Below are 22,677 nucleotides of genomic sequence, written 5' to 3' on the forward strand. Positions count from 1 at the left end.
GCCGGTTTGTAATCATTGTGATTTTTATCTGAATTTATTCTACAATAAACTTCAAAGTCTGGTCTGCAGTTTTCAGGAAATAAACGCCCTTTGCTGTGCTTTTTAAAATAATTTTATTTGAATTCTTAAAAGGTTCACTGATGGTTTGCAGCACCTGTCCCGACATTGAAATAATTTGAACAGAAGAAATCTTCGCCATGTTGTCTCCGCTTACGGTAAGTGCGCCGTTGCGAACGGGGTTCTGGGAGATTTTCAATGCATCTTTTTTCGAAGTATTTTCATCGGTACCGAGTGTTGAGGTCCAGATCATGGCAACATATTCCGGATGGTCGATATAGGGATTTCTGTTTTTCTGATACACATAGGCGTAGTTATTTCTTGCAATTTCTTTTGGCGAAACAGGGTCATTTTGGTGCCACAACATCAGCAGATTGATATACCACTGGTCGAACCCACGGTTTTTGCTGCCGTCCTGTGGATTGTTTACATCGTTATAATTAAATTCCGGCAGTTGGTCTTCATATCTTGTGATAAAATAGAGCAAACTTCTGGCAACATCACCTTTAAATTCATCAATCGGTTCAAATACAATTCCTGCAAAACCTGGGAAGTTGCTTACTCCACGTTTGGATCCGTTGGTTGAAGTCCATGAAGCGGTTCCTACCGTCCCAAACGGATAATTGTTTCTCATGCCGTTTACTGATCCGTCTGTAGGCAATACATGTAGATAATCATTCTTCATTGGCGCACCTTCATTAAAGAATCCCTGAGGGAAAACATGTTCTCGGTTGTAGCACTGCCCTTCAGCATTATAGTTTCCACACTGGTTGGTTCCCGGGGTATAGCTGTAAGCATCGGGACCTGCAGGTTTTTCGGAATAAATGTCCAGAATGGTATTGTCTTTTTCATAAAATTTGTCCAAATCACCAACCTTGTAAGCTTCCCAAAGGCCTCCGTAACCATTGTCCTGATGACCGTCGGTTACAATTTCCTTGAGTTTTGTTTTTAGAGAATATCCGGTTAATCCCGTGGCAGCATCGTAATATCCGGCAGGAATTTGCGCATGTCCGAAGCTTACGGCGAAAAGCGTTACAACTAAACTTATAAAATTTTTCATGTATCGAATTAATTTAAGAAGGCAAAGGTAGAAAAAATAATAAAGCTAAACTCTTATCAGGCAGCAAAATAAGACCTGTTGATCTTTGAGAAAATCCAGGAAACCATGAAGCCGAAAACCGCTGCTGTAGCACCCACAATAAGATAGTTAATCAAGCGGATGCGAACCGGAAAAGCCAGTTCGGTTCCTGCGCCGGCTTTGAAGAACCCTGTGCTGATCTGGAAATAACTGATGGCAGTTCCTAAAACCAATCCGCTCACAATACCGAAGAATACGATCAACAGACCGGTGTAGAAATAAATATTGCGCAAGGATTTTAAATTCATACCCAAGGAAATCAGCGATTTTGCCTGCTCTTTTTTATCAAGCTGAAGAATAATAATCGCGCCTGCCAGATTAAAGGTTGTAATAAAAATCACCAGACTGAAGATGAGGTAAATAAAGAGTTTCTCCGTATTAATCATTTTCCAGAAAGCGGCATTTTCCTCAGATTTGGTTGTTACAATATATTTTCTGCCCAGTTTTTCCTTCAGCTGATCTTTTACTGCATCCGTTAACTCAGTGTTTTTGAGTTTAATAACGATTTTATATGCCGACCTTTCAGGCAGATCCAGCAGTTCTCTCGTCAGTTCAATGGGGGAGATAATGGTATTGTCGAGCTGGTCGTTACCGGGAAAAACTCCGGAAACGAAAATCTCTCTTTTGTTGAAGATATCTTCTTCTTTGCTTATGATTCCGGTGCCGGATTTGGGCATCATCAGGCTGGCAGACTCCGAACTTTCACCTACAGGAATGGCGAGGCGATTATCGAGTTTATTTTCCAGCAGAACCTCATTCGAGTATTTAAAACTCGGATAAGTCCCGTAGAAAATGTTCTTATCGATGGGGTTTACAAAAATGTAGGCCGAATCTACGCCACGCAAGTTTGCGATATCCCCGTTTTCGCGGAAGTTGATATACACGCGCTCTTCAATTACTTTCGAAAAGTGTGCGATTTCCTTATTTTCACTCAGGATTTTGGTGGCTTTGTCGATCGAAGGGAGCGTTTTCCCCTCATTGCTTTTCACCGTAATATCTGCGTGAAGATTTGCAATAAGGTCTCTGTTAAGATCCTCAAGTCCTGAGAATACGGATATGATGATGAACATTGCCGTTACCGCAACCATCATAGCCAACGCAGCCAGCCAGGTAATGAATGTTACCGCTGTGCTTCCTTTTTTGGCCAGAAGATACCGTGTCGCTATGTAAAGGGGAGTGTTACGCAAGGAAAAGTATTTAGCTGAATTTTAATTAGAGTATCGGGTTGTCGCCTTCACCTTTCAGTTCGCGCTCAATTCGTTCCACATCATCCAGCGTGGTATCCAGATAAAAATTGATTTCAGGAATAATTCTTACCTGTTTCCCCATTTTCTGCCCCATGAAATTTCTGTACTGCGCTTTGTTTTCGTTAATTTCCTTCATAATCTGAGTGCGGAATTCCTGCGGGAATATGCTCAGATAGATTTTAGCGATGCTTAAATCTGCCGTTACCTTCACATCCGAAACGGTTACCAAAAAAGTCTGCTTGCTTTCCTTGGCCTGTTTGCGGAAGTATTCAGCGAAATCCTCCTGTATAATCTGGGCTACTTTTCTTTGTCTGTTACTTTCGTTCATGCCGCAAATTTACTATTTTTGTTTGAAATAAAATGGAAGAGCGAATCTCGAAATCTGAAGAATCAAAGCTGCCTACTCAAACAAGAATATTATGAAAATTGAACACCTCGGTATTGCCGTAAAATCTTTAGAAACCTCCGATAATCTATTTGCCCGGCTTTTAGGAAAAGGATTTTATAAGCAGGAATCGGTGGAGCGCGAAGGTGTTACCACCTCTTTCTACGAGGTTGGCGAAAGTAAAATTGAACTTCTGGAAGCCACCAATCCAGAAAGTCCCATTGCCAAATTTCTCGATAAAAAAGGGGAAGGAATTCACCACATCGCTTTTGGTGTAGAAAATATTTATACCGAAATCGAAAGATTAAAGGATGAAGGATTCATTTTTATTTCTGAAGAGCCCAAAGACGGAGCCGACAATAAACTGGTGGTTTTTCTTCATCCGAAGTCGACGAACGGTGTTTTGGTAGAATTATGTCAGGAAAAGCCTTAAAAACTTTTAGAATTTCAAAAAAATATTTACATTTGCACACTCGCAAAACAGAGGGTTTTGATCCTTTTGTTTTCTGGCCTTGTAACTCAGCTGGTTAGAGTAGCTGACTCATAATCAGCAAGTCCTTGGTTCGAGCCCAAGCTGGGCCACTTGAAATTCCGCAACCTGTTTGCGGAATTTTTTTTTCGTTGAACAGAAAGTGTGTGCACAATGTCCTCTGTGTAGGAAAATGGTAGGAGCAGTAGGCGTTCAGTGTGACCAATTTTTTTAACTGATTCTTTTCTTACTGGTAGCTTTTACCCATTCCTTTTTTTTACACTTGGGACAGACGAGCGATGATGCTGAAGTTTTATGTTCGGTGTAGGCGCAGAAAATACATGAGTAATGGCCGGCTGCATCAATTCTTTTCAGGGGGTTGTTCAAGGAGTCGGGCATTACAGAAAGTCCGGGTTTGATTTCTGCGTCTGAATAATAAAAGACGCTTAATTCGCCTGAAGTCTCTTCAATGGCGGTCTCCACCTGGCCGAGGTGAGAAATACCCTTCAACCTGAGTTCAGCAAAGAATTCGTCGCTTCCGAGATTTTCTTTTTTAAAGTTTTCCAGGACAAAAACACCGTCCTGAATAAGGCATACCGGTTTTCCTTCCAGCAGATTTTCGACTTTTTTAGATTTTCCCACGATGTAGGTGAGTGCCGCGTAGAGCATAATAATAATGAGAAAAACGAGTATCGTGAAAGCGAGTCCGACCTCTTTATAAAACATGGGATCGCCGGCTGCAGAACCCAGACCGAGGATCACCACCAGTTCAACGACCGACAGCTGCTTTACCCCACGTTTCCCCATGAACCGCAATCCGATGATGATAATCAGGAACATAATGAAAGTCCGGAGCGCAACTTCGGTGAGAAAAGACCAGTCTTCAGTGCCGAGAAACAGGGCGGACCAGTCGATGGTAATCATGTGATTCATTTTTTACTGTTTGTTCAGCCGAAGCCAAAATGATGCCTACCTGAGCACTGAACGGTCTGAATTGAACGAGGTGAAGCGTTTCCTCTGTTAAAGAATCATACTCAGCTGCACCCTCTTCCTTGCCTCATCCACTTCTGTCACCCTAACCTGAACGTGCTGATGAAGTTTCACCACCTCATTCACATCGGAAACATAGCCATTTTTCAGCTGCGAGATATGTACCAGTCCGCTTTCCTTAATCCCAAGGTCCACAAAACAGCCGAATGCCGTGATGTTGTTTACGATGCCGGGAAGGATCATTCCGGTTTTTAAATCTTTAATGCTTTTAACGCTCGGGTCAAACTCAAAGACTTTGGCAGCTTTCCTCGGATCTAAGCCGGGTTTTTCAAGTTCTTTCAGGATATCTTTAATTCCTAAAATTCCAACATTTTCTGTGACATATTTTTCAGGACTAATCAATGCAATTTTTTCTTTATTGGCGATGAGGTCGATGGTTTTAATTCCTAAATCTTTTGCCATTTTTTCAACAATTGGATAAGCTTCCGGATGTACCGCGGAATTGTCGAGCGGGTTTTTTCCATTGGCAATTCTAATGAAGGCTGCTGCCTGCTGATACGCCTTTTCACCTAATCTCGGAACTTTTTTCAGTTGTTTGCGGTCTTCAAACGCGCCGTTTTCTGCACGGTAATTCACGATGTTTTCTGCCATCTTTTCCCCGATTCCGGAGACGTAACTCAACAGGGATTTGCTTGCTGTGTTGAGATTGATTCCCACTGCGTTCACACATTTCATCACGGTAGTGTCCAGCTCATTTTTAAGTAAAGTTTGGTCCACATCGTGCTGGTATTGTCCGACGCCGATGGATTTCGCATCAATCTTTACGAGTTCTGCCAAAGGATCAGAGAGTCTTCTGCCGATGGAAACCGCACCACGAACGGTTACATCATAATTCGGGAACTCATCTCTAGCGATTTTACTCGCTGAGTAAACAGATGCGCCCGCTTCCGACACCACGAAAACCTGTGGCGGCGTATCGAAAGCGATTTTCTTGATGAAGAATTCGGTTTCGCGGCTTGCGGTGCCATTTCCAATCGAGATCGCCTGAATATTATACGCATTCGCCATCGAGCGGATTTTCTTCATGGCCATGCCTGTTTCATTTTGTGGGGCGTGCGGATAAATGGTTTCGTTGTGCAGCAGGTCGCCTTTTTCGTCGAGACAAACTACCTTACAGCCGCTACGGTAACCCGGATCAATTGCCAAAATTCTTTTTTCTCCCAAAGGCGGAGCGAGTAAAAGCTGTCTCAGATTTTCAGAAAAGATATCAATGGCTTTAATGTCGGCTTTTTGTTTGGCTTCCTGCAAAGTTTCATTTGAAATGGCAGGTTCCAAAAGTCTTTTGTAGCTGTCTTTAATGGCCAGCGCGATTTGGTCGGCACAGTCGCTGTTTGATTTAATGACGGCATTTTCGATGAGGTCGAGGGCTTCGTCTTTATCAATATTGACGCTGGTTTTCACGAAACCTTCCGCTTCGGCACGCAGCATGGCCAGAAGCCGGTGGGAGGGAATACGGTTGAGGTTTTCTTCCCAGTCGAAATACTGGGCGAATTTCTGTGCGGCTTCGTCCTCTTTCTTCGCTTTCACAACTTTTGAAATAATCACTGCTTTACGCTGGAAGAGCCTGCGCAGGTTTTTCCTTACATACATGTTTTCGTTGATCCACTCTGCCATGATGTCCCGTGCGCCCTGCATAGCTTCTTCTCCCGTGGCAACCAAGTCATTGAGGTATTTGGAGGCGAGAAAATCCAGATCGCAAGCTTTCTGGCTCATGATGATTTTAGCCAACGGTTCCAGACCTTTTTCTTTCGCGGCATCGGCTTTGGTTTTTCTGCGTTTTTTAAAAGGAAGATAAAGGTCTTCAAGTTCCTGAATATCGAAACTTGTTTCTATGCGCTGTTTTAAATCCGGGGTGAGTGCATGCTGCTCTTCAATGGATTTCAGGATGTTTTCTTTCCGTTTGATGAGTTCTTCAAACTGATCGTTGAGTTTAGCGATCTGTCCGATCTGTACCTCATCCAGATTTCCGGTGGCATCTTTCCGGTAGCGGGAAATGAAGGGAATGGTACAGTCTTCGTTCAGCAGTTTAAGCGTTGCGCTGATGCTGTGTTCGGGGATCTGAAGGGTTTTCTGAATATAGGAAGTAGAAGTCATAGCAATTTTTGAGGTTGCTAAAATAGGGAGATTTCCCGGAATGACTCAAATATAGAGGGGTTAAAAGCGGTCCCGACTACCGATTTTCGGTGGAAGTTTTGAACGTTAAGCTCAACATCAGCGAATGCAGACAGTTTTCAAATCAGCTGTTTAGGGTGATTTTATCAAAGACCTGGCGGGTAGAAGTTCGGTCTGAAATGGTGATGAGTTTCACATGCTCGGGGAGGACGTTTTCCTTTAAATTCTGGATGAAGTTATTGGACTTTTCACCAAACAGACGCAAATCGATAATGACCGCATCCAAATCCGCTTTAGAACAGATGTTGAAGACGCTTTGGGTCTCGGTAGGCTTTACGACCTCGAATTTCTTCTGCTTCAGAAAGTTTGAAATTTTCGAGAGGGAATATATTTTATTGTCGAGGATGAGGATCTTGCTTTTCATAATTCATTTTCAGTAAGTTATGAAACTGCAATAAAAAATTATGCCAGACGTGGAATGTTGTGCTCATTTTTAATTCAAACGTTGTCACTGATTTAAAAAAAACGCTGTCAAAATCCTGGACTTTGACAGCGTCGGAAAAGTTAAAAACTATTCTTCCTATGCGGAGTATTTTCTTTATCCGGCTTATCTTATCAACTTTGCCAAAGTGATTTTCATGGTGACTAAAACTTTGGCAAAGTAAGAGGACGGTGGTATGTTTTAAGATTATTATTCCACTCCGGAATATTTTTCTTTATACCGCTTGTAGAGTTCCTTTTGCTGGTTGTTGAGGTCGATCTGGCGGCCGTCGATAAATGCTTCGGTGACATTATTCGTAAGCTGGTCCAGCGCGTCGCCGTCGGAGATGAAGAGGGTGGCGCTTTTGCCTACTTCCAGACTTCCGTAATCCTTGTCGATGCCGAGGATTTTGGCAATATTCAGGGTGATGCTCTGCAATGCTTTTTCCTTATCCAATCCGTAGGCAGCGGTAGTTCCGGCGAGGAAAGGCAGGTTTCTGGCATCGGAGAAATCTTTTCTGGCGCTGTAATCCAGGCCATGTAGAATTCCTTGGTCTGCTACTTTTTTCGCGAATTCATAAGGAAGCCGCGGCGAGGTAGATTCGTTAGGCGGAAGCGAGTGCGGGTTGGTGATGATGAGCGGCATGCCACTTCTTTTGATTTCATCCAAAACACTTTCCAAACCGGAGTTTCCTAAAAGTACTGTTTTCTTTACGCCGTAATCCTGTACGAATTTGATGACCTCCAGAGCTTCATTCGCGCCTGCAACCTCCGCAAACAGAATCTTGTCTCCGCTCAATACGGGCGCAATCGCTTCGAGTTTATAATCTTTAATTCCTGTTTTGGGCTGATAGGCTTTCGCTCTCGCGAAGAGGGTTTTCAGTTCGTTCAGATTGGCGTCCCGGCGTTCCTTCATTTCCTTATTGCGCTTTTCATCTGTAGATTTCCGGTGTTCAGGCCAGGTGAGGTGCAGCACGTTATCGGTGGCAACTACGGCATCCTGCCAGTTCCAGCCGTCGAGGTGCATCACAGAAGAGGTTCCTTTAAGGATTCCGTTGCCCAGAACAGGCTGGGTTAGCAGAACTCCGTTGGTACGTACGGTAGGAATCACATGGCTGTCGGTATTGAAAGCGATGAGGGTGCGCACTTCCGGAACAAATCCATTAGACTCCACAAAATCCACCGTGGCTTTGGTTGCCGAAACTTCCACCAAACCGAGAGAATTATTGACGAGGATGAAACCCGGATAGACATGTTTTCCGGTGGCGTTAATGACTTTTGCGTTGGCAGGAACCGGGGTGTTGATGCCTGTGATTTTTCCTTTGTCGAAAATAATGGAGGCGTTAGGAAGCACGGTTCCTGTTGCGGTATGCAGGGTAGCGCCTGTAATCGCTATGGGTGCCGACTGCTTAGGTGCCGGAGCCGGCCGCTGTGCAGCCACCATCCCCGAAATGCAGACGGAGAATGATAATATTTTATATAAAGACTTTTTCATGTTTTGATTTTAGTTTAGTGCGAATGTGACTCATGTTCTTCACCTTCCAGCGTGTCGCAGTGGTAGAGGACGCGCTGTTTTTTCTCGGCGCTCTGGGTGTTGCCTTTTCCGGCATCTTCGGAGAAGAGCATTTTCTGGATGATTCTGTTTTTCTCGTCTTTCACCATCTGGTCTTTTCGTTGCTGCTGTGCGGCATCGAAATACAGAATTCCGTCTACAAAAGTTTTATCCACGGTCGCGTAAATACTTAAAGGATTATCCGTCCAGAGCACAAGATCAGCGTCTTTGCCGGGTTCAATACTTCCCACTCTATGGTCGATCTGGAGCATTTTCGCCGGATTTAAGGTTACCATTTTCCAGGCCTCTTCCTGGGGGACATTTCCGTATTTCACTGCTTTACCCGCTTCCTGGTTGAGTCTTCTTGCCATTTCCGCGTCATCAGAATTGATTGCCACATTTACGCCCGCCTGCAGCAGAAGTGCCGCGTTGTAAGGGATGGCTTCGCGAACTTCTTCCTTATAGGCCCACCAGTCGGAGAAGGTAGAGGCGTTGGCGCCGTGCTTTTTCATTTTGTCGGCTACTTTATAGCCTTCAAGAATGTGGGTAAAAGTCTGCACGCGGAAATCGAAACGGTCGGCCACATCCATCAGCATGTTGATTTCGCTCTGTACATAAGAGTGGCAGGTAATGAAGCGGTTGCTTTTCAGGATTTCGAGCATGGTCTCCAAACGGAGATCTTTACGGAAGTTTTTATTCGTGCTTTTTTCTTTTTCATATTCCAGGGCGCGGGTAAACCAGAAGTCGAAGGCCTGTTCCACACCTCCTCTCGACTGCGGGAAGCGGTTCGGATTATTGCCCCAGTTGCTTTGCTTCACGTTTTCGCCCAAAGCGAATTTAATATATGGTTTTGCTCCGGGGAACAGCATGTCTTTTGGATCTTCGCCCCATTTGAATTTCACCATAGATGACTGTCCGCCCACCGGATTGGCTGAGCCGTGAAGCTGCTGTGCTGCCGTAACACCACCCGCAAGCTGGCGGTAGAAGTTTACATCATCAGGGTCTATGGCATCGCTCATGCGCACTTCTCCGGAGTTGTTGGTTCCGGCTTCGTTTACGCCGCGTGCAAGCCCGATATGCGTGTGTTCATCGATGATTCCGCTGGTGAGGTGAAGATTGCTGCCGTCGATTACTGTGGTGTTTCCAGAAGAAAGTCCGGTTCCTACCTGTACAATTTTACCTTTGGAGACTTTTACATCGGCATTTTTAATGATGCCTTTTGCACTGTTGGTCCATACGGTAGCATTTTTAATCAAATAATCCTGCTGGGTAGGAAGCGCTTCCGCCCCGAAGGCAGAAAACGGATACCAGATTTTCCCTGGTTCATCCTTTTTGGCTTTCTCCTCTTTCTTTGCTTCAGGTTCAAAGGCTTTAACAAAACGGATGGTCACCGGAATACTTCTGCCATCTTTGTCTGTTGCCACGGTGGTGCGGTTTTTATAGTCGGTCATCGGAAGCATCAACCGGTAATTCTGCACGGTATCATTGGGCAGTTTCAGTTCGAGCGCCATTTTATAATCGGCTACCGCCAGTTTTGCTTTCCCTTTTTTGTCGTTCTGAATGATTTCTGCTTCTGGCTTTGTGATTTTACCTTTGATCTTCAGGTCATAGGTCTGGTTATTAAGCTGTACCTGATAATCGCCGCGTACGTCGGTATCGGGCATTCGGGTGATGATGTTCTGCTTACCGGAAACCCAGTTTTCATAAATGACGGACTCTTTCGTAAAAAGGTCGTTAGAAACAATGATGAAATTCGCCATAGAACCTTTATTAAGATTTCCGAGCGAGCTGACCTGAAGAATCTGTGCAGGCTTTTCTGTAAGGGACTGCAGGATTTCTTCCTTACTCAACCCTTTTTTATGCAGGTCACGGATGCGGTCCAGAAAGGCATTTTTATCTTTGAGTCTGGACATGGTGAGCGCAAAAGGCACTTTTTCTTTCGCCAGATACACGGCGTTGTACGGCGCCAGTTCCCAGTGTTTCAAATCTGCTACGTCCAAATCCTCCACATTCATGAGATCCTGACTCTGGAACGGTTTAGGATATTCCAGCGGAAGGATGAAGGTTCCGTTGGTGGCTTTCATTTCTTTTGCGCGCTGGTACTCGGTTCCCGAACCTACAAACACAAACTGTGTGGCCGCTTCGTCACCGATGGCATCGGCACGCAGTACATCCCATTTTTCAGAAGTTTCTATAATGGTGGGGAGTTTACGGTAGCGGTTAAAGGCTTCGAGGTTGGTGTTCTTGTTTTCCAGATAACCGGATTTTGCGTACCAGTCGGCATCCAGATAAAGCTGGCGGAGCAGTGCGACCGATCCTACGAGGGAAGAAGGGTAGGCCTGGCGCGAACTTCCTTTACTGAAGGAGAGCATAAGTCCGGCATCTTCCTTAATCACTTTTTCAGAGGAAAGCCCTTCGCCCAGCGTTATAAGTACCGCAGAACCGCGCACGATTCCGTCTTCATTAAAACTCAGTGCCGCTCCGAAGCCCTGCTTCAGGTAGTCCTGAAAATCTTTGCTTTGGTTGGTAAAACTGCTCACGGCACGGGTATCAGCTTTTATGGCATCATTATATGCTGCTGAGGTCGCATCGGTAGGCAGATAGGTGCTGCCGGGGTTGTAATCGTTGCGTTTGGCTTTTTCTACGCCAATGTTTGCATAAGGATCGATAAATGAGGGATAGACAAAAGCTCCGCGTCCATCAATCACCACCGCGTTCTTCGGGATGCTTACTTTTCCGGAAGCCACTATTTTGCCTTCCTGAAATACCAGCACGGCATTATCTACTTTTGTTCTGTAATCCTGGTACAGCGTAATGTTTTTTACGGCGTACACACTGCGGTCTTTTCCCTTGGTGTCATTGGGCCAGAAGCCGACCTGCGCCGAGCCTGACACCATAATCCCGACCGAAACCACCGAGAGTAATTTCTTTAGCATGAAGTATAGGTTTTCTGATTATTGGTTAAAACAGTAAATTTATAAATATTTAGGACTTCAAGCTGCTAATTCATAAAAATAACCGCGCTTTTTTGTGCGGTTATAAACAATTCTTTATTATTTGTACTGATAAATCACTTTTCGGTGATCTAAGTGGGCAGTTTACTAATTATTTATAATGAATGATCTTTAAAATCTTTCCGTCCCGGGGATCAATATCAATTTCAAATGTTCCTCCGAATTCAGGCATTCCGCGGGAGACTAACTTTTCTAACGTGCTATTATTTAAAGTACCTTTCAGTGACCATACTTTATTTCCCAGCAGCCTGACTTCATAGGGTCTTTGATTCTTGATGTGAGATTTGCCATATGTTTTGAATAGAATTTCTTCAGCGATATCAACAGCGGTTTCTTCATTTTTAACAGTGCAGCCGTCGCAGTTGCTAACCTGCTGATTCAGCGCCGTATATCTGTCTGTACTGAAAAATGCTCTGTACACTGCTATTCCCATAACCATGAGTATCAAAAAAATCACTGCTCTTTTCATAGTATTGTCTTGATTGATACATTTTATGCAATCCGCTAAAAGTTAGCGTTCTTTTTCTATGAAAGAAAACACACTTTTCACAAACTCCTCATTATTTTCGTAGTAGAGCAAATGCCCGCCGTTGATTTTCGCCACGCGCTGGTTCGGGAATTTAAACAGTTTATAATGCTCCGGACCTACAGCATGATCCTGCGTTCCGGTCACTACCAAGACAGGGACTTTAATCCCGGGTGTCAGTTTGGTAAAATCCCCATAGTATTCACTGATGTTCCATACGTTATTCCGGAAACCGTTCTCCTCCGGTCTTTTCTCATCAATTTTATTCAACGTATCCATGTTCACTTTGCTGTCGGACAGGAGTTTATACATCAGACCTTTGTCATTCAGTTTGCCCATGGCTTCACCCAATGCGGGCATGTACTGTCCGTCCTTAATTTCAATTTTGCTTCCGGTAAGTTGGTTCGCATACAAAACCTGACTCATCACCGAATCGTTGAGGTAAAGTGTACTGCTTACCAGGATTAAACCTTTCAGATGGCTGCCGTATTTCGCTGCGTAGCTGGTTGCGATAATCCCGCCGAAAGAGTGCGCCATAAGATATACCTTGTCTGCGCCCAGCTTTTTACGGATATCTTCAATATCCTCCACCATGCGGTTTACGGAATAATCATTGGTTGCTGAGGCTCCGGAACGCCCGCTGCCGCGCTGGTCGTAATACACCATTTTGAGGTGGGTTTCCAAACGGTTGCCTTTCAGGTTTTCGAAGGAATCGCTCCACATGCCGGGGCCGCCGTGCACATAAATGCAAAGGTCGCCAGTGCCCGAAACTTTGGTAAAAAGTTTGGTACCGTCGGAAGTTTCAGTGAAAAAGGGGGTAGTAGTTTCTGCTTTTTTAGAAATCGTTTGGGCTAAGAATAACTGCGCCAGTACAATCAACACTGCGGAGAGGTACTTTGTTATCATAGAAGAATGGTTATTAGTTTTAGTTTTTATACAGCGATTGGTAGCACCTCCGGTTTTTTTTGTTACAGGATAACAAAAAAAATAATAGAGAAAGCTTTGAGAACCGTCACTTAAAAATCAAACCACCGCCCCGCATACCTGAACACCATAAAAAAGGAGATAGCCATACAGCAGAACAATGGGCAGGGCGTAATACCATTTTGTCGGCAGTTTTTGGTTGCTGTTGATTTTCGTTTTAATATCGGCAATTACGTATTCTGGAATCAGACTTAAAGTTGTTTTAATGAGCAGGAACAATAATGAGGTCATCCAGCAGGCCCAGAACGGGGATGAAATCCGAAATCAGATCTATGGGACTCAGCAGATAGGCTATGGTGAGACCGGCCACGATCTTGGCTGAAAGTGGCGTGCGGCTGTCGAAGAGGGCATGGTAAATGGGAACCGTTTCCTGCTTCAGTTTTTTTACGTTCTCTTTGAGTTTCTGCAACATGAACTTTAAAGTAACGAATTCTGTTCCATTTAATGCAACAAAAAATCAACGGATCAAATGTGTAACAAAACAATAATCTCCCTTACTGATTAAAAAAACAATAACCGTGTACGAAAAACTGAGAACCCACAAGCTGAATCAATGGCTCATTATCCATCTGCGCTATCTGTTAGGCGTAGCTTTCCTGCCTTCCGGGCTTACCAAAATTGTAGGCAACAGATTTACCCAGATTTCAACAGATCACCCCATCGGGTTCTTTTTCGAAGGACTTTATCAGTCCGGCATCTATTATAATTTCATAGGAGTAGCGCAGGTTCTTGCAGCTTTACTGTTGATGACCCAAAGATTCGCTACCTTAGGTGCAGTCGTCTATTACAGCCTTATTGTTAATATCTGGCTCATTACCGTCAGTCTGTCCTTTAAAGGTACCTGGGTCATTACGTCACTCATGCTTTTGGCCTGCACCGTATTGCTCGTCTGGGATTATCAGAAGCTGAAAGGGATCTTTGCCTACAACACCGCGCCAAAGATCACCCTATACCCCGATCCGGACCGCCTATGGCAGGCCGCAGGCATCATCTATTTCGTATTTATTCTCGCTATGTCTGCCTTTCCTGCTGACCGTCTGTTTCCGAAGATTAGCGCTGTAATGGTGGTGATCACCTTTGTCGTCTCCAATAGAATTGCCTATAAAAGATATAAAAAGGGGAGAAAGTTCATTGAAGACATCAATCCCACGATGCAACAAACGAAACAATAAATCCCAGGAACAGTAAGGTAAGACCGATGATTCTGGTCACCTTTGCAAACTTCTGATAGTTCGTTTCGTTATTCCTTTTATCGTAGTGATCTACGATAACCGAAATAAAATTAGCCGCACCAAAAATAAAAGCACCGTAAATCAGCGTGCAGGCAGCACCGTGGAAATGTATTCCTTTCCCTCGTTTGCCGGGAATATAAATATCATCATTAAACCATCCGTAAGTGCCGTAAATAAGTAGTGCAGCAGCGAACAGTATGCATTTCATTCTTTCCTCTTCTGATATATGATTGGGCGTATGGGTGTTTTCTTTTGAATCTTTCATCTAATGAAATAAATTGGGTGCGGTTAGCTTAATGCTGTTATTTAAACTCTCTGCTGCCGCACGAATTTTATACTTTCGGCTCATAGGATACCATGCTTTACGTAAAAATGGGAAATTTAGCTGATATTGTGACCACGCGAAAGGATTCGCGCGGTAGCGGGGGGATCCCGTTTGAATTATCCTTTCTTTATGTTGGGCTTTTGGTTATAATTATTGTCATCCTTAGCCGTTTCATTTCCCTGGCAGCACCTTCATATATTTTTAAACTGAAATATGAGTTTCCCAAGAAAACCTTCTTAATAATGACCTGGGGTGGCCTTCGCGGTGGCATATCTATAGCATTGGCATTGTCTCTGGCGTCAAATATGGAGCGGAATCTGATCGTTTCTATTACTTATATCGTTGTTCTGTTTTCTATAATTGTTCAAGGACTCACCTTGGGGAAATTAGTCAAAAGGCTGAAATAGAAGGGTTTGATAAGGGTTTTTCTTTGTCGCTAGCATTGGTAAGGTTAAGAAGAGCACAATACGAAATATAGATCATGTAAGCGCCGCAAAACAATTTTATGAGCCCTGACATCGATCTTTAATCATTTTTACATTATTAGCACAAAAATAAAGGCGTGAACAGGTACTGATTATAATTTTTAATTATTGTTCTGCCGGAGTTCTAATTTCAAAAACAGTAAAATAAGCCGTGGCGGGATATTTGATATTTCACCTCAAGCCGCTTGAGTATTTCAGCTTCGCCTAAACGTACTGAATATTACAGCAATTCAAAAAATACTTTTAGCAATAATAAATTTACGTTCTCTATGGATCAATATCTGATTATTTTAGTAATACTCGGCGCTGCCATTTTCAGTGTGACATGGATGCCCAAAATTTCAAAAAAAACTGGCATCTCGTACTCTATTTTTTATGTAGCAACAGGGTTTGCACTTTATCTACTGGCTCCCGATCTTCTGCCAAACCCAATGCCTCAAAAAAATGAAAATCTGACGCTTCATTTAACCGAGTTGATTGTTATTATTTCGCTTATGGGTACTGGGATCAAGATCGACCGAAAATTTTCTTTTAAAACCTGGTCATCCCCGTTGAAACTTGTAAGTTTTACCATGTTATTGTGTATTGGTGTAGCAGCGGTAATGGGCTATTATTTTTTAGGTTTCAGTCTTGCTTCAGCAGTACTTCTTGGTGCTGTTCTTGCTCCGACGGATCCTGTCCTCGCATCGGATGTACAGGTGGGACCTCCAAATGAGGGAATGAAATCAGAGACCAAATTTGCGCTCACGTCAGAGGCTGGACTCAATGACGGAGTCGCTTTCCCATTTACCTGGCTTGCCATTACTATTGGTCTTATGTTCACAGGCAAAGAAAGCAGCTTTTTAGAGTGGTTTGCTCTTGATGTTATCTACCGAATAGTTGCCGGTATTGTGATCGGATTTCTATCAGGCAAAGGTTTTGGCATTTTGTTATTCAGAGTGTCCAAAAAATATGAGATCCTAAGAACCAGAGATGGTCTGGTGGCAGTTGCTGCTACTTTACTAGTGTATGGTATAACAGAAATTGTTCATGGTTATGGATTTATTGCAGTTTTTATCTGTGCAATCACACTAAGGCATTTTGAGAAAGATCACCAGTATCACGATACACTTCATTCTTTCACCGATCAGATAGAAAGGCTGCTAGTCTGCCTGCTACTGATTATTTTCGGAGGAGCATTAGCAATGGGTATTCTAGAACCCATAACTTTGAAAATGGTTGTGTTTTCGGTAACTTTCCTGCTAATAGTAAGACCTGTCTTTGGATGGCTGGCATTGAGTTCCTCAAAAATGAAAAACAAAGAAAGGCTGGCGATCGGATTTTTTGGCATCCGTGGGATGGGTTCGATATTCTATCTTGCATTTGCTTTCAGCAAATATAATTTTGAACATCAGGATGAATTGTGGGCTGCTGTTTCTTTAACGATCCTCTTTTCAATTTTGATTCATGGCCTTACGGCGACGCGTGTTATGGAATATCTTAAAAGAGAAGCATAGGATCAGTAATACAGGGTTCTACAGAAAAAAACCTCACATTTTAAGAAAATATATTGTTCCTGACCGCAGTAACGTATCCTTAGCGTATTGATGGCCTTGAATTCAATTATAATGATTTTGAATCTACATAATAAATTCTCTGTAATACTAAATGATATATTAGCGCACCTGAAAAGTAGCAGATAATATACCTGTTGTGCATTTAGGAATTAAAAAAAAAAAAGATTGTCCATTTGATTAAAAAATCGTATATTTAATTGATTACCAAGTCATTAAATACATGAACAATCTTATTCAAAACTACAAAATTATTTTAAAAGAATTGACAAACACCTGTAAATACATTACTACAAGTAAGCAAATTAGGCTTCCAAAAATGTCTGATTTGGAACTTGTGGCACTCAACCTCACCGCAGAATATATGTCTATTAACTCTGAACTACAGTTATTTAGATACATTTCAGGGACTGATTTGGAGGGAAGAATTGAAAGGAGTGTCTACAATAAAAGGAAAAGAAAACTTTTTCCCTACATTGAAAAAATCAGAGAAACCTTGAGCAGCAAGTTTTCGGATTTCACCGATGTCTTTATTGTGGATTCCACCCCCGCTGCCGCACGAATCCTTTCGTGTGGCCTCAAATTATACTACTTCAAATTCAACAGCGTCCCACTACCACTCCCCAGCGTGGTCGTCGGCATCACGCCGTCCCATTTCAGCACGCGCTGATATTCCACATAAGTAGGGGTAATTTCCTGCTGCTTCAGGCTGATCGCCTTGGCATCGGCCTGCGCCCGGATTACAATAGAGGCTGAATCTCCTTTTGCCAGCTGGATTTTACGCTGCGCATCGGCCTGCGCGACACGTGCCTGAGCTTCCGCTTTAATCGCGTCGGCATCGGCAGTTGCCTTGTCTTCAATCGACTGGCGGATGGCTTTCGGCGGCTGGATATTGGTCTTCAGCTGCGAAACCATAAACCATTTTCCGATTCTTTTATTCACTTCCGACAGGATTTCCGCTTCATAGGTTTCCCGGTTGTTGAAGAGGTAATCAATCGAATGCCTGTTCGCCACATCATTGATGGCCCCAATGATGGCGTTGTTCAGCCAACCGTCCTGAATGGCTTCCAGTCCGCCTTTTTTATAAGTGGACCTAAGATTGGTAAACATATCCGACGCCGTAGATTCCTTCACCGAATAGTTGAACGAAGGCTTGATCGGGCACGGGAAACCGCCTTTGGCCACGATAATGGATTCTGGATATTCGATATGGCGCTGGTCGAGCGGAATTTCCTGGATTTCCTGGGTGTATTTGTTATAGAACACGACGCCCGAAACTTCTTCGGTATCGGAAACCCCTCTCCGGTCGCCGAGCAAGTTGATGAGCAGGCCTTTGTGTCCGACGCTGATCACGTCGTAATTCATGGGCTGTATGAGTGCCGCGAGTGCCGCCAGCAGGATAAAGGTGACGGGTTTCCATTTCACGCCGTTGGGCATCTGTTTGCCGTTTTTATCGGGTGGGGAGTAGGTGAGGATATCAAGTTTTTTGGTAATGATTCCGATGGTCACCACAAGGGCGATGAGGACAAGAAGCAAAAATGTTAAGGACATAAATAATTTTTAAAATGTAAGTCTTAAAGATAATCATTTCGCCGAATCCTGCAAAAAAGGCAAACCGTAACACCTGACATCAACTGACGCTGCCGAACGTTTACCGCAAAAGGAACAAAACGCTGACGCGTGAAAGCTTGAAAGCGTGCAAAAAATTTAGGGATATGGAATTTTTATGGATGCTGGATGACCGCAAAAGAGGCAAAAGGCTGACGGGTGAAAGCTGTTCAAAAGCGTGCAAAAAATTTGGAATATTGAATTTTTACGGATGATGGATGACCGCAAATGAGCAAAAGACTGACGGCTGAAAGCTGGTCAAAAGCGTGCAAAAAATTTAGGGTTATTGAATCCTTATGGATGACTGCAACAAGCTCAAAAACGGAAGAAATTCTCAGCCGTCTCAACCGGATTTTCTGAGTCTGAAAAACCCTCCAACATCGAACAGTATACGAACAGTGGATATACAATGGATATAGAAAGGATATAGAAAGGATATACAGATTATGGGTCAACTACGGCTCAACCTCAGCTAAGTCTTTGCTGTAAGTCGTTTTAAAGGATTTAATGGGCAGAAAACAGCAGTTTTGGGAATGATGATGAAAACATCAGCTGCTATGAAATCAGAAGGTGTAAAAATAATAAATATTTGTCGGTTGTAAAGATTTTTTGTTGTTAGAGCCTTTATTTTCACTGCTCTCCTAAAAGTAGTGCAATAAAAAAACGCCCTGCAGGTGCAGAGCGTTTTAGCAGTATGGCTATTTTCTAAAGACTCATGAAGAGTTTTGGATTTACCGGTGTATTGTTTTTGTGCACTTCGTAGTGAAGATGAGGTCCTGTAGAACGTCCGGAATTACCGGACTTCGCGATTACCTGATTTACTTCTACCGTTTCGTTGGCTTTCACGCTGATGGTAGAAAGGTGTCCGTATAGCGTGGCAAGACCGTTGCCGTGGGAAAGGATCACGCAGTTTCCGTATCCGCCTTTCTGGCCTGCGAAAATCACTGTGCCTCTTGCCGCAGCACGTACATCGGTGCCGTACGCCACCGCAAAATCCATCCCTTTGTGGAACTGGATCTGCTCCGGTTCAGCAGGTGTGTTATTCTTTTCATTCTTCGCTTCCGGTGCTTTTACCAGTGTTTTTCTAATGATGTTTCCGGCGCTGTCTTTTTCCTCAATATACTGCGGTTCAGCGGTGGTTTCTTTTTTCGCGGGCGTTAACGATGCGAGCAGAATATTTCTTACCGGGATCGGGTTGATTCTTTTCCCGAAATTCGAGGAAATATAACCTTCGGTTGGGTTACCCAGCGGCACCTGCTGCAGTTTGTTCTGCAGATCCATTAGGTATTGGCTATAGCGGTTGGTCTGTTTTGCAAGATATACGGCATTCGAGATGCTGTCCTGCGCCAGGGTGGCAATTTTACCGTCGGTAATGTCTTTTGCAGCAAGAAATGAGTTCAGTTCTCTTACGGTATAATCTACCAGGGCGAGGTTGTTCTTCATTTCCAGATAATCCACACTGTCTTTCTGGGTATTGATCTTTACCAGATTCACTTCATAGGATTTATCATCTTTCTCTGAGTAGAGTTTGCCAATAAACAGTGCCTGTCCAAAAATAATGAGTAAAAATGCGCCTAAAAGCACGTTTACTTTCTTTTTGTTGCTTAAAAAATTCTTCATTCTTTAGAGTTGGGGTACTTTAATTCTTAATTTTTCGGATGCAAAAATAAATAAAAATATTTAATCGCATATAAAGCTTTAGATGTCAATCTATTATTAAAGATTCTGAAGAAAATGTTAATGATTTAATAAAAAATGACCGGTTTTATTTTCGTTGCAAATCTTTTGTTTAGTTCCGCACTTTCGTATCTTTGTAAATCAACTGATCATTATGGCTAAAAAAGAAGAAACGCCTGAACAGGTGGTAGGCGTGGTAGGGAGCGGCAGTTTTGCGACTGCTATTGTGAAGATGCTTACAGAAAACTGCAAAGTGGTGCACTGGTGTGTACGGAACGAATTTGTAAAAGGAGCGATAGAGCTGCGGCACCACAACCCAAATTATCTTACCGCGGTAAGGTTTGATATTAAATCCCTGAAACTTACCACCGATATCAACGAATTGGTTTCAGCCTGCGATATCGTAGTGTTGGCAACACCCTCCATTTACCTGGCGGATACCTTAGATAAAATGACCTGCGATTATAGCGACAAAATCTTCGTTTCCGCCATCAAAGGTATCGTACCGAAAGTAAATGATGTAGTGGCCCATTATCTGCGCGATGAATTCAAGATTGGGTTCCGCAACCAGGCCGTAATTGCAGGGCCGTGTCATGCAGAAGAGGTGGCCATGGAAAGGCTTTCTTACCTTACCATTGCTACGGTAGAGGATCATAAAAAGATGCTTCACAATAAGTTCGCCTCCCATTTTATCAAAGTGAACTGCAGTTGCGATATCCTGGGGAATGAGTACAGCGCGATTCTTAAAAATATTTATGCCATCGGTGCCGGTATCGCGAGCGGACTGGGATATGGCGACAACTTCACCGCGGTTTTTGTATCCAATGCCATCCGCGAAATGGAAGTGTTTCTGGAAGGAATCCATGAGATGCCGCGTGATGTGAATGAAAGCGCCTATCTGGGCGACTTACTGGTAACCGCTTACTCGCTGTTTTCAAGAAACCGAAGTTTGGGAAACCTTATCGGGAAAGGCTATACTGTAAAATCAGCCATCCAGTCGATGAACATGATTGCTGAAGGGTATTACGCAGCAGATTCCATTTACAAAACGGCAAAAGAGAAGAAGATGAAGACGCCGATTATCGATACGATTTACGCCATCCTTTACGAAGGGAAAAACGCCGAGAAACAGTTCCGCAAACTCACGACGAAACTGAACTGACAGTGATCACCAATAAACCGCGATTTTTTTTAACACTTTTTAAAAATTAATCCTTTGCTTTTAAAATAAAAGAATACCGTTATGCCAGATTCTCTTACTAAAAAAACACCAAAGCCCAAATACGATGTAATCCTTATTGGAGGTGGAATTATGAGTGCAACGCTGGCAACCCTGCTTCACGAATTCGAACCGGGGCTTAAAATTGCTATTTTCGAAAGGCTGGGGCGTTTTGCTCAGGAAAGTTCAGCTGCGTGGAACAATGCCGGTACAGGGCATTCCGCCTTCTGCGAGCTTAATTATACCCCTATAAAAGAAGACGGAAGTATCGATATTTCCAAAGCTGAAGAGATTGCAGAACAGTTTGAAATCTCCAAACAGTTCTGGGCCTATCTGGTAAAGAAAGAATATATCCAGAGTCCGAAACAGTTTATCACATCGTGCCCGCACATGAGTCTCGTATTTGGGCCTTCGGATGTAGAATTCCTGAAGAAACGCCATGAAGCCATGACTCAGTCGCACCTCTTTCAGGGGATGGAGTTTACTGCCGATCACGACCAGCTCCGCGAATGGATTCCTCTGGTGATGCAGAAAAGAAACAGCCACGAAATACTGGCAGCTACCAAAATGGATATGGGCACCGATGTAAATTTCGGCACGCTTACCAGAAAGCTGGGGCGTTTTCTGGCAGATGATTCGAATGTGGATGTGTTTCTTTATCATGAAGCCAAAGAACTCGAACTGCGTGATGACGGAAAATGGGCCGTAGAAGTGCGCGACAGGCTTCACCAGCACAGCCAGGAAGTAGTGGCCGATTTTGTATTTATCGGGGCCGGCGGTTATGCATTGCCGCTGCTGGAAAGTTCGGATATTCCTGAAAGTGAAGGCTACGGTGGTTTTCCGGTTTCCGGGGAATGGCTGGTGTCCCATAATCCGGAACTTATAGAAAAACATCACGCAAAAGTGTACACCCTGGCTTCCGTAGATGCACCGCCAATGAGCGTTCCGCATCTGGACTTACGGGTAATCGACGGCAAGAAAGCCTTGCTCTTCGGGCCTTTCGCAGGCTTCTCAACCAAATTCCTAAAAGAAGGCAGTTACCTGGATCTACCGGAAAGCATTAACTTCAAAAATATCCGCTCGCTGTTTGGTGCGTGGTGGCATAACCTGCCTTTAACCCAGTACCTCGTGAGACAGGTCGCCATGACCAAAGCCCAGCGGGTACAGCATCTGAGGGAATTCATTAAGGATGCCAATGAAAAAGACTGGGAGCTGAAAGTAGCCGGACAACGCGTGCAGATCATCAAGAAAGACGAAGAACTTGGTGGAAAACTCGAGTTCGGTACTGAAGTGGTGGTGAATCAAAACGGGACCATTGCATCACTTTTAGGCGCATCACCCGGTGCATCCACTGCAGCACACGCTATGATTCAGGTGCTGGAGAAATGTTTCCCCGAAAAGCTGCAGAATGAATGGAGAGAGAAGCTGCTCGAAATCATTCCCACTTACGGACAGAAACTGACCGACAATCCGGAACTTACCGCGCAGGTACGCAGATACACCAAAGAAAAACTGGAGCTTGATTATTAAGTTTAACCACTAATTTAACTGTCGTCTGCTCATC

20 protein-coding genes, 1 tRNA gene and 1 pseudogene are annotated in these 22,677 nt (G+C 43.7%); 8 read left to right on the forward strand and 14 right to left on the reverse strand.

The window, feature by feature from the left end; genetic code table 11:
• Positions 1-34: 34 nt before the first annotated feature.
• Genes OK344_RS07205 through rbfA form a run of 3 tightly spaced genes read right to left on the reverse strand, consistent with a single transcriptional unit; the run spans position 35 to position 2,770 of the window.
• Positions 35-1,117 carry an endonuclease gene (locus OK344_RS07205; RefSeq protein WP_265144160.1) on the reverse strand — a complete coding sequence of 361 codons (1,083 nt, stop codon included), beginning with the start codon at positions 1,115-1,117 and terminating at the stop codon, positions 35-37.
• 56 nt (positions 1,118-1,173) lie between these two features.
• Positions 1,174-2,382: an ABC transporter permease gene (locus tag OK344_RS07210; protein WP_265144161.1), complete on the reverse strand. Its 1,209-nt coding sequence runs from the start codon at positions 2,380-2,382 to the stop codon at positions 1,174-1,176.
• Between the two features lie 25 nt (positions 2,383-2,407).
• Positions 2,408-2,770 carry a 30S ribosome-binding factor RbfA gene (gene rbfA, locus OK344_RS07215; RefSeq protein WP_265144162.1) on the reverse strand — a complete coding sequence of 121 codons (363 nt, stop codon included), beginning with the start codon at positions 2,768-2,770 and terminating at the stop codon, positions 2,408-2,410.
• A gap of 91 nt (positions 2,771-2,861) precedes the next feature.
• Between rbfA and mce the strand changes: the two genes are divergently transcribed.
• Positions 2,862-3,260, forward strand: a complete 399-nt coding sequence (mce, locus tag OK344_RS07220; RefSeq protein ID WP_265144163.1) for a methylmalonyl-CoA epimerase — start codon at positions 2,862-2,864, stop codon at positions 3,258-3,260.
• Between the two features lie 75 nt (positions 3,261-3,335).
• Positions 3,336-3,409: transfer RNA gene (locus tag OK344_RS07225), tRNA-Ile, on the forward strand.
• 118 nt (positions 3,410-3,527) lie between these two features.
• Here OK344_RS07225 and OK344_RS07230 read toward each other — a convergent pair.
• From OK344_RS07230 to OK344_RS07265, 8 genes are all read right to left on the reverse strand, one after another.
• The gene (locus OK344_RS07230) at positions 3,528-4,229 is read right to left on the reverse strand and encodes a DUF421 domain-containing protein (RefSeq protein WP_265144164.1); all 702 of its coding nucleotides are present in this window, start codon (positions 4,227-4,229) and stop codon (positions 3,528-3,530) included.
• 87 nt (positions 4,230-4,316) lie between these two features.
• Positions 4,317-6,440: a Tex family protein gene (locus OK344_RS07235; protein ID WP_265144166.1), complete on the reverse strand. Its 2,124-nt coding sequence runs from the start codon at positions 6,438-6,440 to the stop codon at positions 4,317-4,319.
• Between the two features lie 142 nt (positions 6,441-6,582).
• Positions 6,583-6,882 carry a response regulator gene (locus OK344_RS07240; RefSeq protein WP_265144167.1) on the reverse strand — a complete coding sequence of 100 codons (300 nt, stop codon included), beginning with the start codon at positions 6,880-6,882 and terminating at the stop codon, positions 6,583-6,585.
• 267 nt (positions 6,883-7,149) lie between these two features.
• On the reverse strand, positions 7,150-8,433 hold the full coding sequence (locus tag OK344_RS07245) for an amidohydrolase family protein (protein WP_265144168.1): 1,284 nt from the start codon (positions 8,431-8,433) through the stop codon (positions 7,150-7,152).
• A gap of 14 nt (positions 8,434-8,447) precedes the next feature.
• Positions 8,448-11,426 carry an amidohydrolase family protein gene (locus OK344_RS07250; RefSeq protein ID WP_265144169.1) on the reverse strand — a complete coding sequence of 993 codons (2,979 nt, stop codon included), beginning with the start codon at positions 11,424-11,426 and terminating at the stop codon, positions 8,448-8,450.
• 169 nt (positions 11,427-11,595) lie between these two features.
• Positions 11,596-11,973 carry a YbbC/YhhH family protein gene (locus OK344_RS07255; protein WP_265144170.1) on the reverse strand — a complete coding sequence of 126 codons (378 nt, stop codon included), beginning with the start codon at positions 11,971-11,973 and terminating at the stop codon, positions 11,596-11,598.
• Positions 11,974-12,015: 42 nt separating this feature from the next.
• Positions 12,016-12,936, reverse strand: coding sequence for an alpha/beta fold hydrolase (locus OK344_RS07260; RefSeq protein ID WP_265144171.1), 921 nt, complete (start codon positions 12,934-12,936; stop codon positions 12,016-12,018).
• Positions 12,937-13,216: 280 nt separating this feature from the next.
• Entirely contained in the window at positions 13,217-13,426 is a 210-nt protein-coding gene (locus tag OK344_RS07265; RefSeq protein ID WP_265144172.1) for a YkvA family protein, read from the reverse strand.
• Positions 13,427-13,532: 106 nt separating this feature from the next.
• Between OK344_RS07265 and OK344_RS07270 the strand changes: the two genes are divergently transcribed.
• A complete protein-coding gene (locus tag OK344_RS07270) occupies positions 13,533-14,186 on the forward strand; it encodes a DoxX family protein (RefSeq protein ID WP_265144173.1) in 654 nt (217 codons plus the stop codon).
• Here the strand turns inward: OK344_RS07270 and OK344_RS07275 are convergent.
• Positions 14,155-14,511, reverse strand: a complete 357-nt coding sequence (locus OK344_RS07275; protein ID WP_265144174.1) for a hypothetical protein — start codon at positions 14,509-14,511, stop codon at positions 14,155-14,157. The genes OK344_RS07270 and OK344_RS07275 overlap by 32 nt on opposite strands.
• 107 nt (positions 14,512-14,618) lie before the next feature.
• On the opposite strand from OK344_RS07275, the gene OK344_RS07280 reads away from it, so the two are divergent.
• The 3 genes and pseudogenes from OK344_RS07280 to OK344_RS13465 all read left to right on the forward strand — a co-directional run.
• Complete coding sequence (locus tag OK344_RS07280) at positions 14,619-14,978, forward strand: cation:proton antiporter domain-containing protein (protein WP_265144175.1); 360 nt, start codon at positions 14,619-14,621, stop codon at positions 14,976-14,978.
• Between the two features lie 347 nt (positions 14,979-15,325).
• The gene (locus OK344_RS07285) at positions 15,326-16,552 is read left to right on the forward strand and encodes a cation:proton antiporter (RefSeq protein WP_265144176.1); all 1,227 of its coding nucleotides are present in this window, start codon (positions 15,326-15,328) and stop codon (positions 16,550-16,552) included.
• A gap of 280 nt (positions 16,553-16,832) precedes the next feature.
• A pseudogene (locus tag OK344_RS13465) lies at positions 16,833-17,159 on the forward strand (IS982 family transposase); the annotation flags it as partial.
• A gap of 38 nt (positions 17,160-17,197) precedes the next feature.
• Here OK344_RS13465 and OK344_RS07290 read toward each other — a convergent pair.
• Together OK344_RS07290 and OK344_RS07295 are read right to left on the reverse strand one after the other, a co-directional pair.
• Positions 17,198-18,160: an SPFH domain-containing protein gene (locus OK344_RS07290; RefSeq protein ID WP_265144177.1), complete on the reverse strand. Its 963-nt coding sequence runs from the start codon at positions 18,158-18,160 to the stop codon at positions 17,198-17,200.
• Positions 18,161-18,922: 762 nt separating this feature from the next.
• Complete coding sequence (locus OK344_RS07295; RefSeq protein WP_265144178.1) at positions 18,923-19,837, reverse strand: M23 family metallopeptidase; 915 nt, start codon at positions 19,835-19,837, stop codon at positions 18,923-18,925.
• Positions 19,838-20,048: 211 nt separating this feature from the next.
• On the opposite strand from OK344_RS07295, the gene OK344_RS07300 reads away from it, so the two are divergent.
• Both OK344_RS07300 and mqo read left to right on the forward strand, forming a co-directional pair.
• Positions 20,049-21,056 carry an NAD(P)H-dependent glycerol-3-phosphate dehydrogenase gene (locus OK344_RS07300; RefSeq protein WP_265144179.1) on the forward strand — a complete coding sequence of 336 codons (1,008 nt, stop codon included), beginning with the start codon at positions 20,049-20,051 and terminating at the stop codon, positions 21,054-21,056.
• An 81-nt stretch (positions 21,057-21,137) separates the two neighbouring features.
• Complete coding sequence (gene mqo / locus OK344_RS07305) at positions 21,138-22,643, forward strand: malate dehydrogenase (quinone) (RefSeq protein ID WP_265144180.1); 1,506 nt, start codon at positions 21,138-21,140, stop codon at positions 22,641-22,643.
• The last annotated feature ends 34 nt before the right edge of the window (positions 22,644-22,677 follow it).

The organism is Kaistella yananensis, from assembly GCF_026107505.2.
Classification (GTDB): Bacteria; Bacteroidota; Bacteroidia; order Flavobacteriales; family Weeksellaceae; genus Kaistella; species Kaistella yananensis.

Coding starts and splice junctions, on each gene's coding strand:
- OK344_RS07255 (WP_265144170.1), bottom strand. CDS start 11,973: ATGAAAAGAGCAGTGATTTTTTTGATACTCATGGTTATGGGAATAGCA.
- OK344_RS07205 (WP_265144160.1), bottom strand. CDS start 1,117: ATGAAAAATTTTATAAGTTTAGTTGTAACGCTTTTCGCCGTAAGCTTC.
- OK344_RS07285 (WP_265144176.1), top strand. CDS start 15,326: ATGGATCAATATCTGATTATTTTAGTAATACTCGGCGCTGCCATTTTC.
- OK344_RS07300 (WP_265144179.1), top strand. CDS start 20,049: ATGGCTAAAAAAGAAGAAACGCCTGAACAGGTGGTAGGCGTGGTAGGG.
- OK344_RS07245 (WP_265144168.1), bottom strand. CDS start 8,433: ATGAAAAAGTCTTTATATAAAATATTATCATTCTCCGTCTGCATTTCG.
- OK344_RS07235 (WP_265144166.1), bottom strand. CDS start 6,440: ATGACTTCTACTTCCTATATTCAGAAAACCCTTCAGATCCCCGAACAC.
- OK344_RS07230 (WP_265144164.1), bottom strand. CDS start 4,229: ATGAATCACATGATTACCATCGACTGGTCCGCCCTGTTTCTCGGCACT.
- OK344_RS07295 (WP_265144178.1), bottom strand. CDS start 19,837: ATGAAGAATTTTTTAAGCAACAAAAAGAAAGTAAACGTGCTTTTAGGC.
- OK344_RS07290 (WP_265144177.1), bottom strand. CDS start 18,160: ATGTCCTTAACATTTTTGCTTCTTGTCCTCATCGCCCTTGTGGTGACC.
- OK344_RS07280 (WP_265144175.1), top strand. CDS start 14,619: ATGGGAAATTTAGCTGATATTGTGACCACGCGAAAGGATTCGCGCGGT.
- OK344_RS07275 (WP_265144174.1), bottom strand. CDS start 14,511: ATGAAAGATTCAAAAGAAAACACCCATACGCCCAATCATATATCAGAA.
- OK344_RS07250 (WP_265144169.1), bottom strand. CDS start 11,426: ATGCTAAAGAAATTACTCTCGGTGGTTTCGGTCGGGATTATGGTGTCA.
- OK344_RS07265 (WP_265144172.1), bottom strand. CDS start 13,426: ATGTTGCAGAAACTCAAAGAGAACGTAAAAAAACTGAAGCAGGAAACG.
- OK344_RS07260 (WP_265144171.1), bottom strand. CDS start 12,936: ATGATAACAAAGTACCTCTCCGCAGTGTTGATTGTACTGGCGCAGTTA.
- mqo (WP_265144180.1), top strand. CDS start 21,138: ATGCCAGATTCTCTTACTAAAAAAACACCAAAGCCCAAATACGATGTA.
- mce (WP_265144163.1), top strand. CDS start 2,862: ATGAAAATTGAACACCTCGGTATTGCCGTAAAATCTTTAGAAACCTCC.
- rbfA (WP_265144162.1), bottom strand. CDS start 2,770: ATGAACGAAAGTAACAGACAAAGAAAAGTAGCCCAGATTATACAGGAG.
- OK344_RS07240 (WP_265144167.1), bottom strand. CDS start 6,882: ATGAAAAGCAAGATCCTCATCCTCGACAATAAAATATATTCCCTCTCG.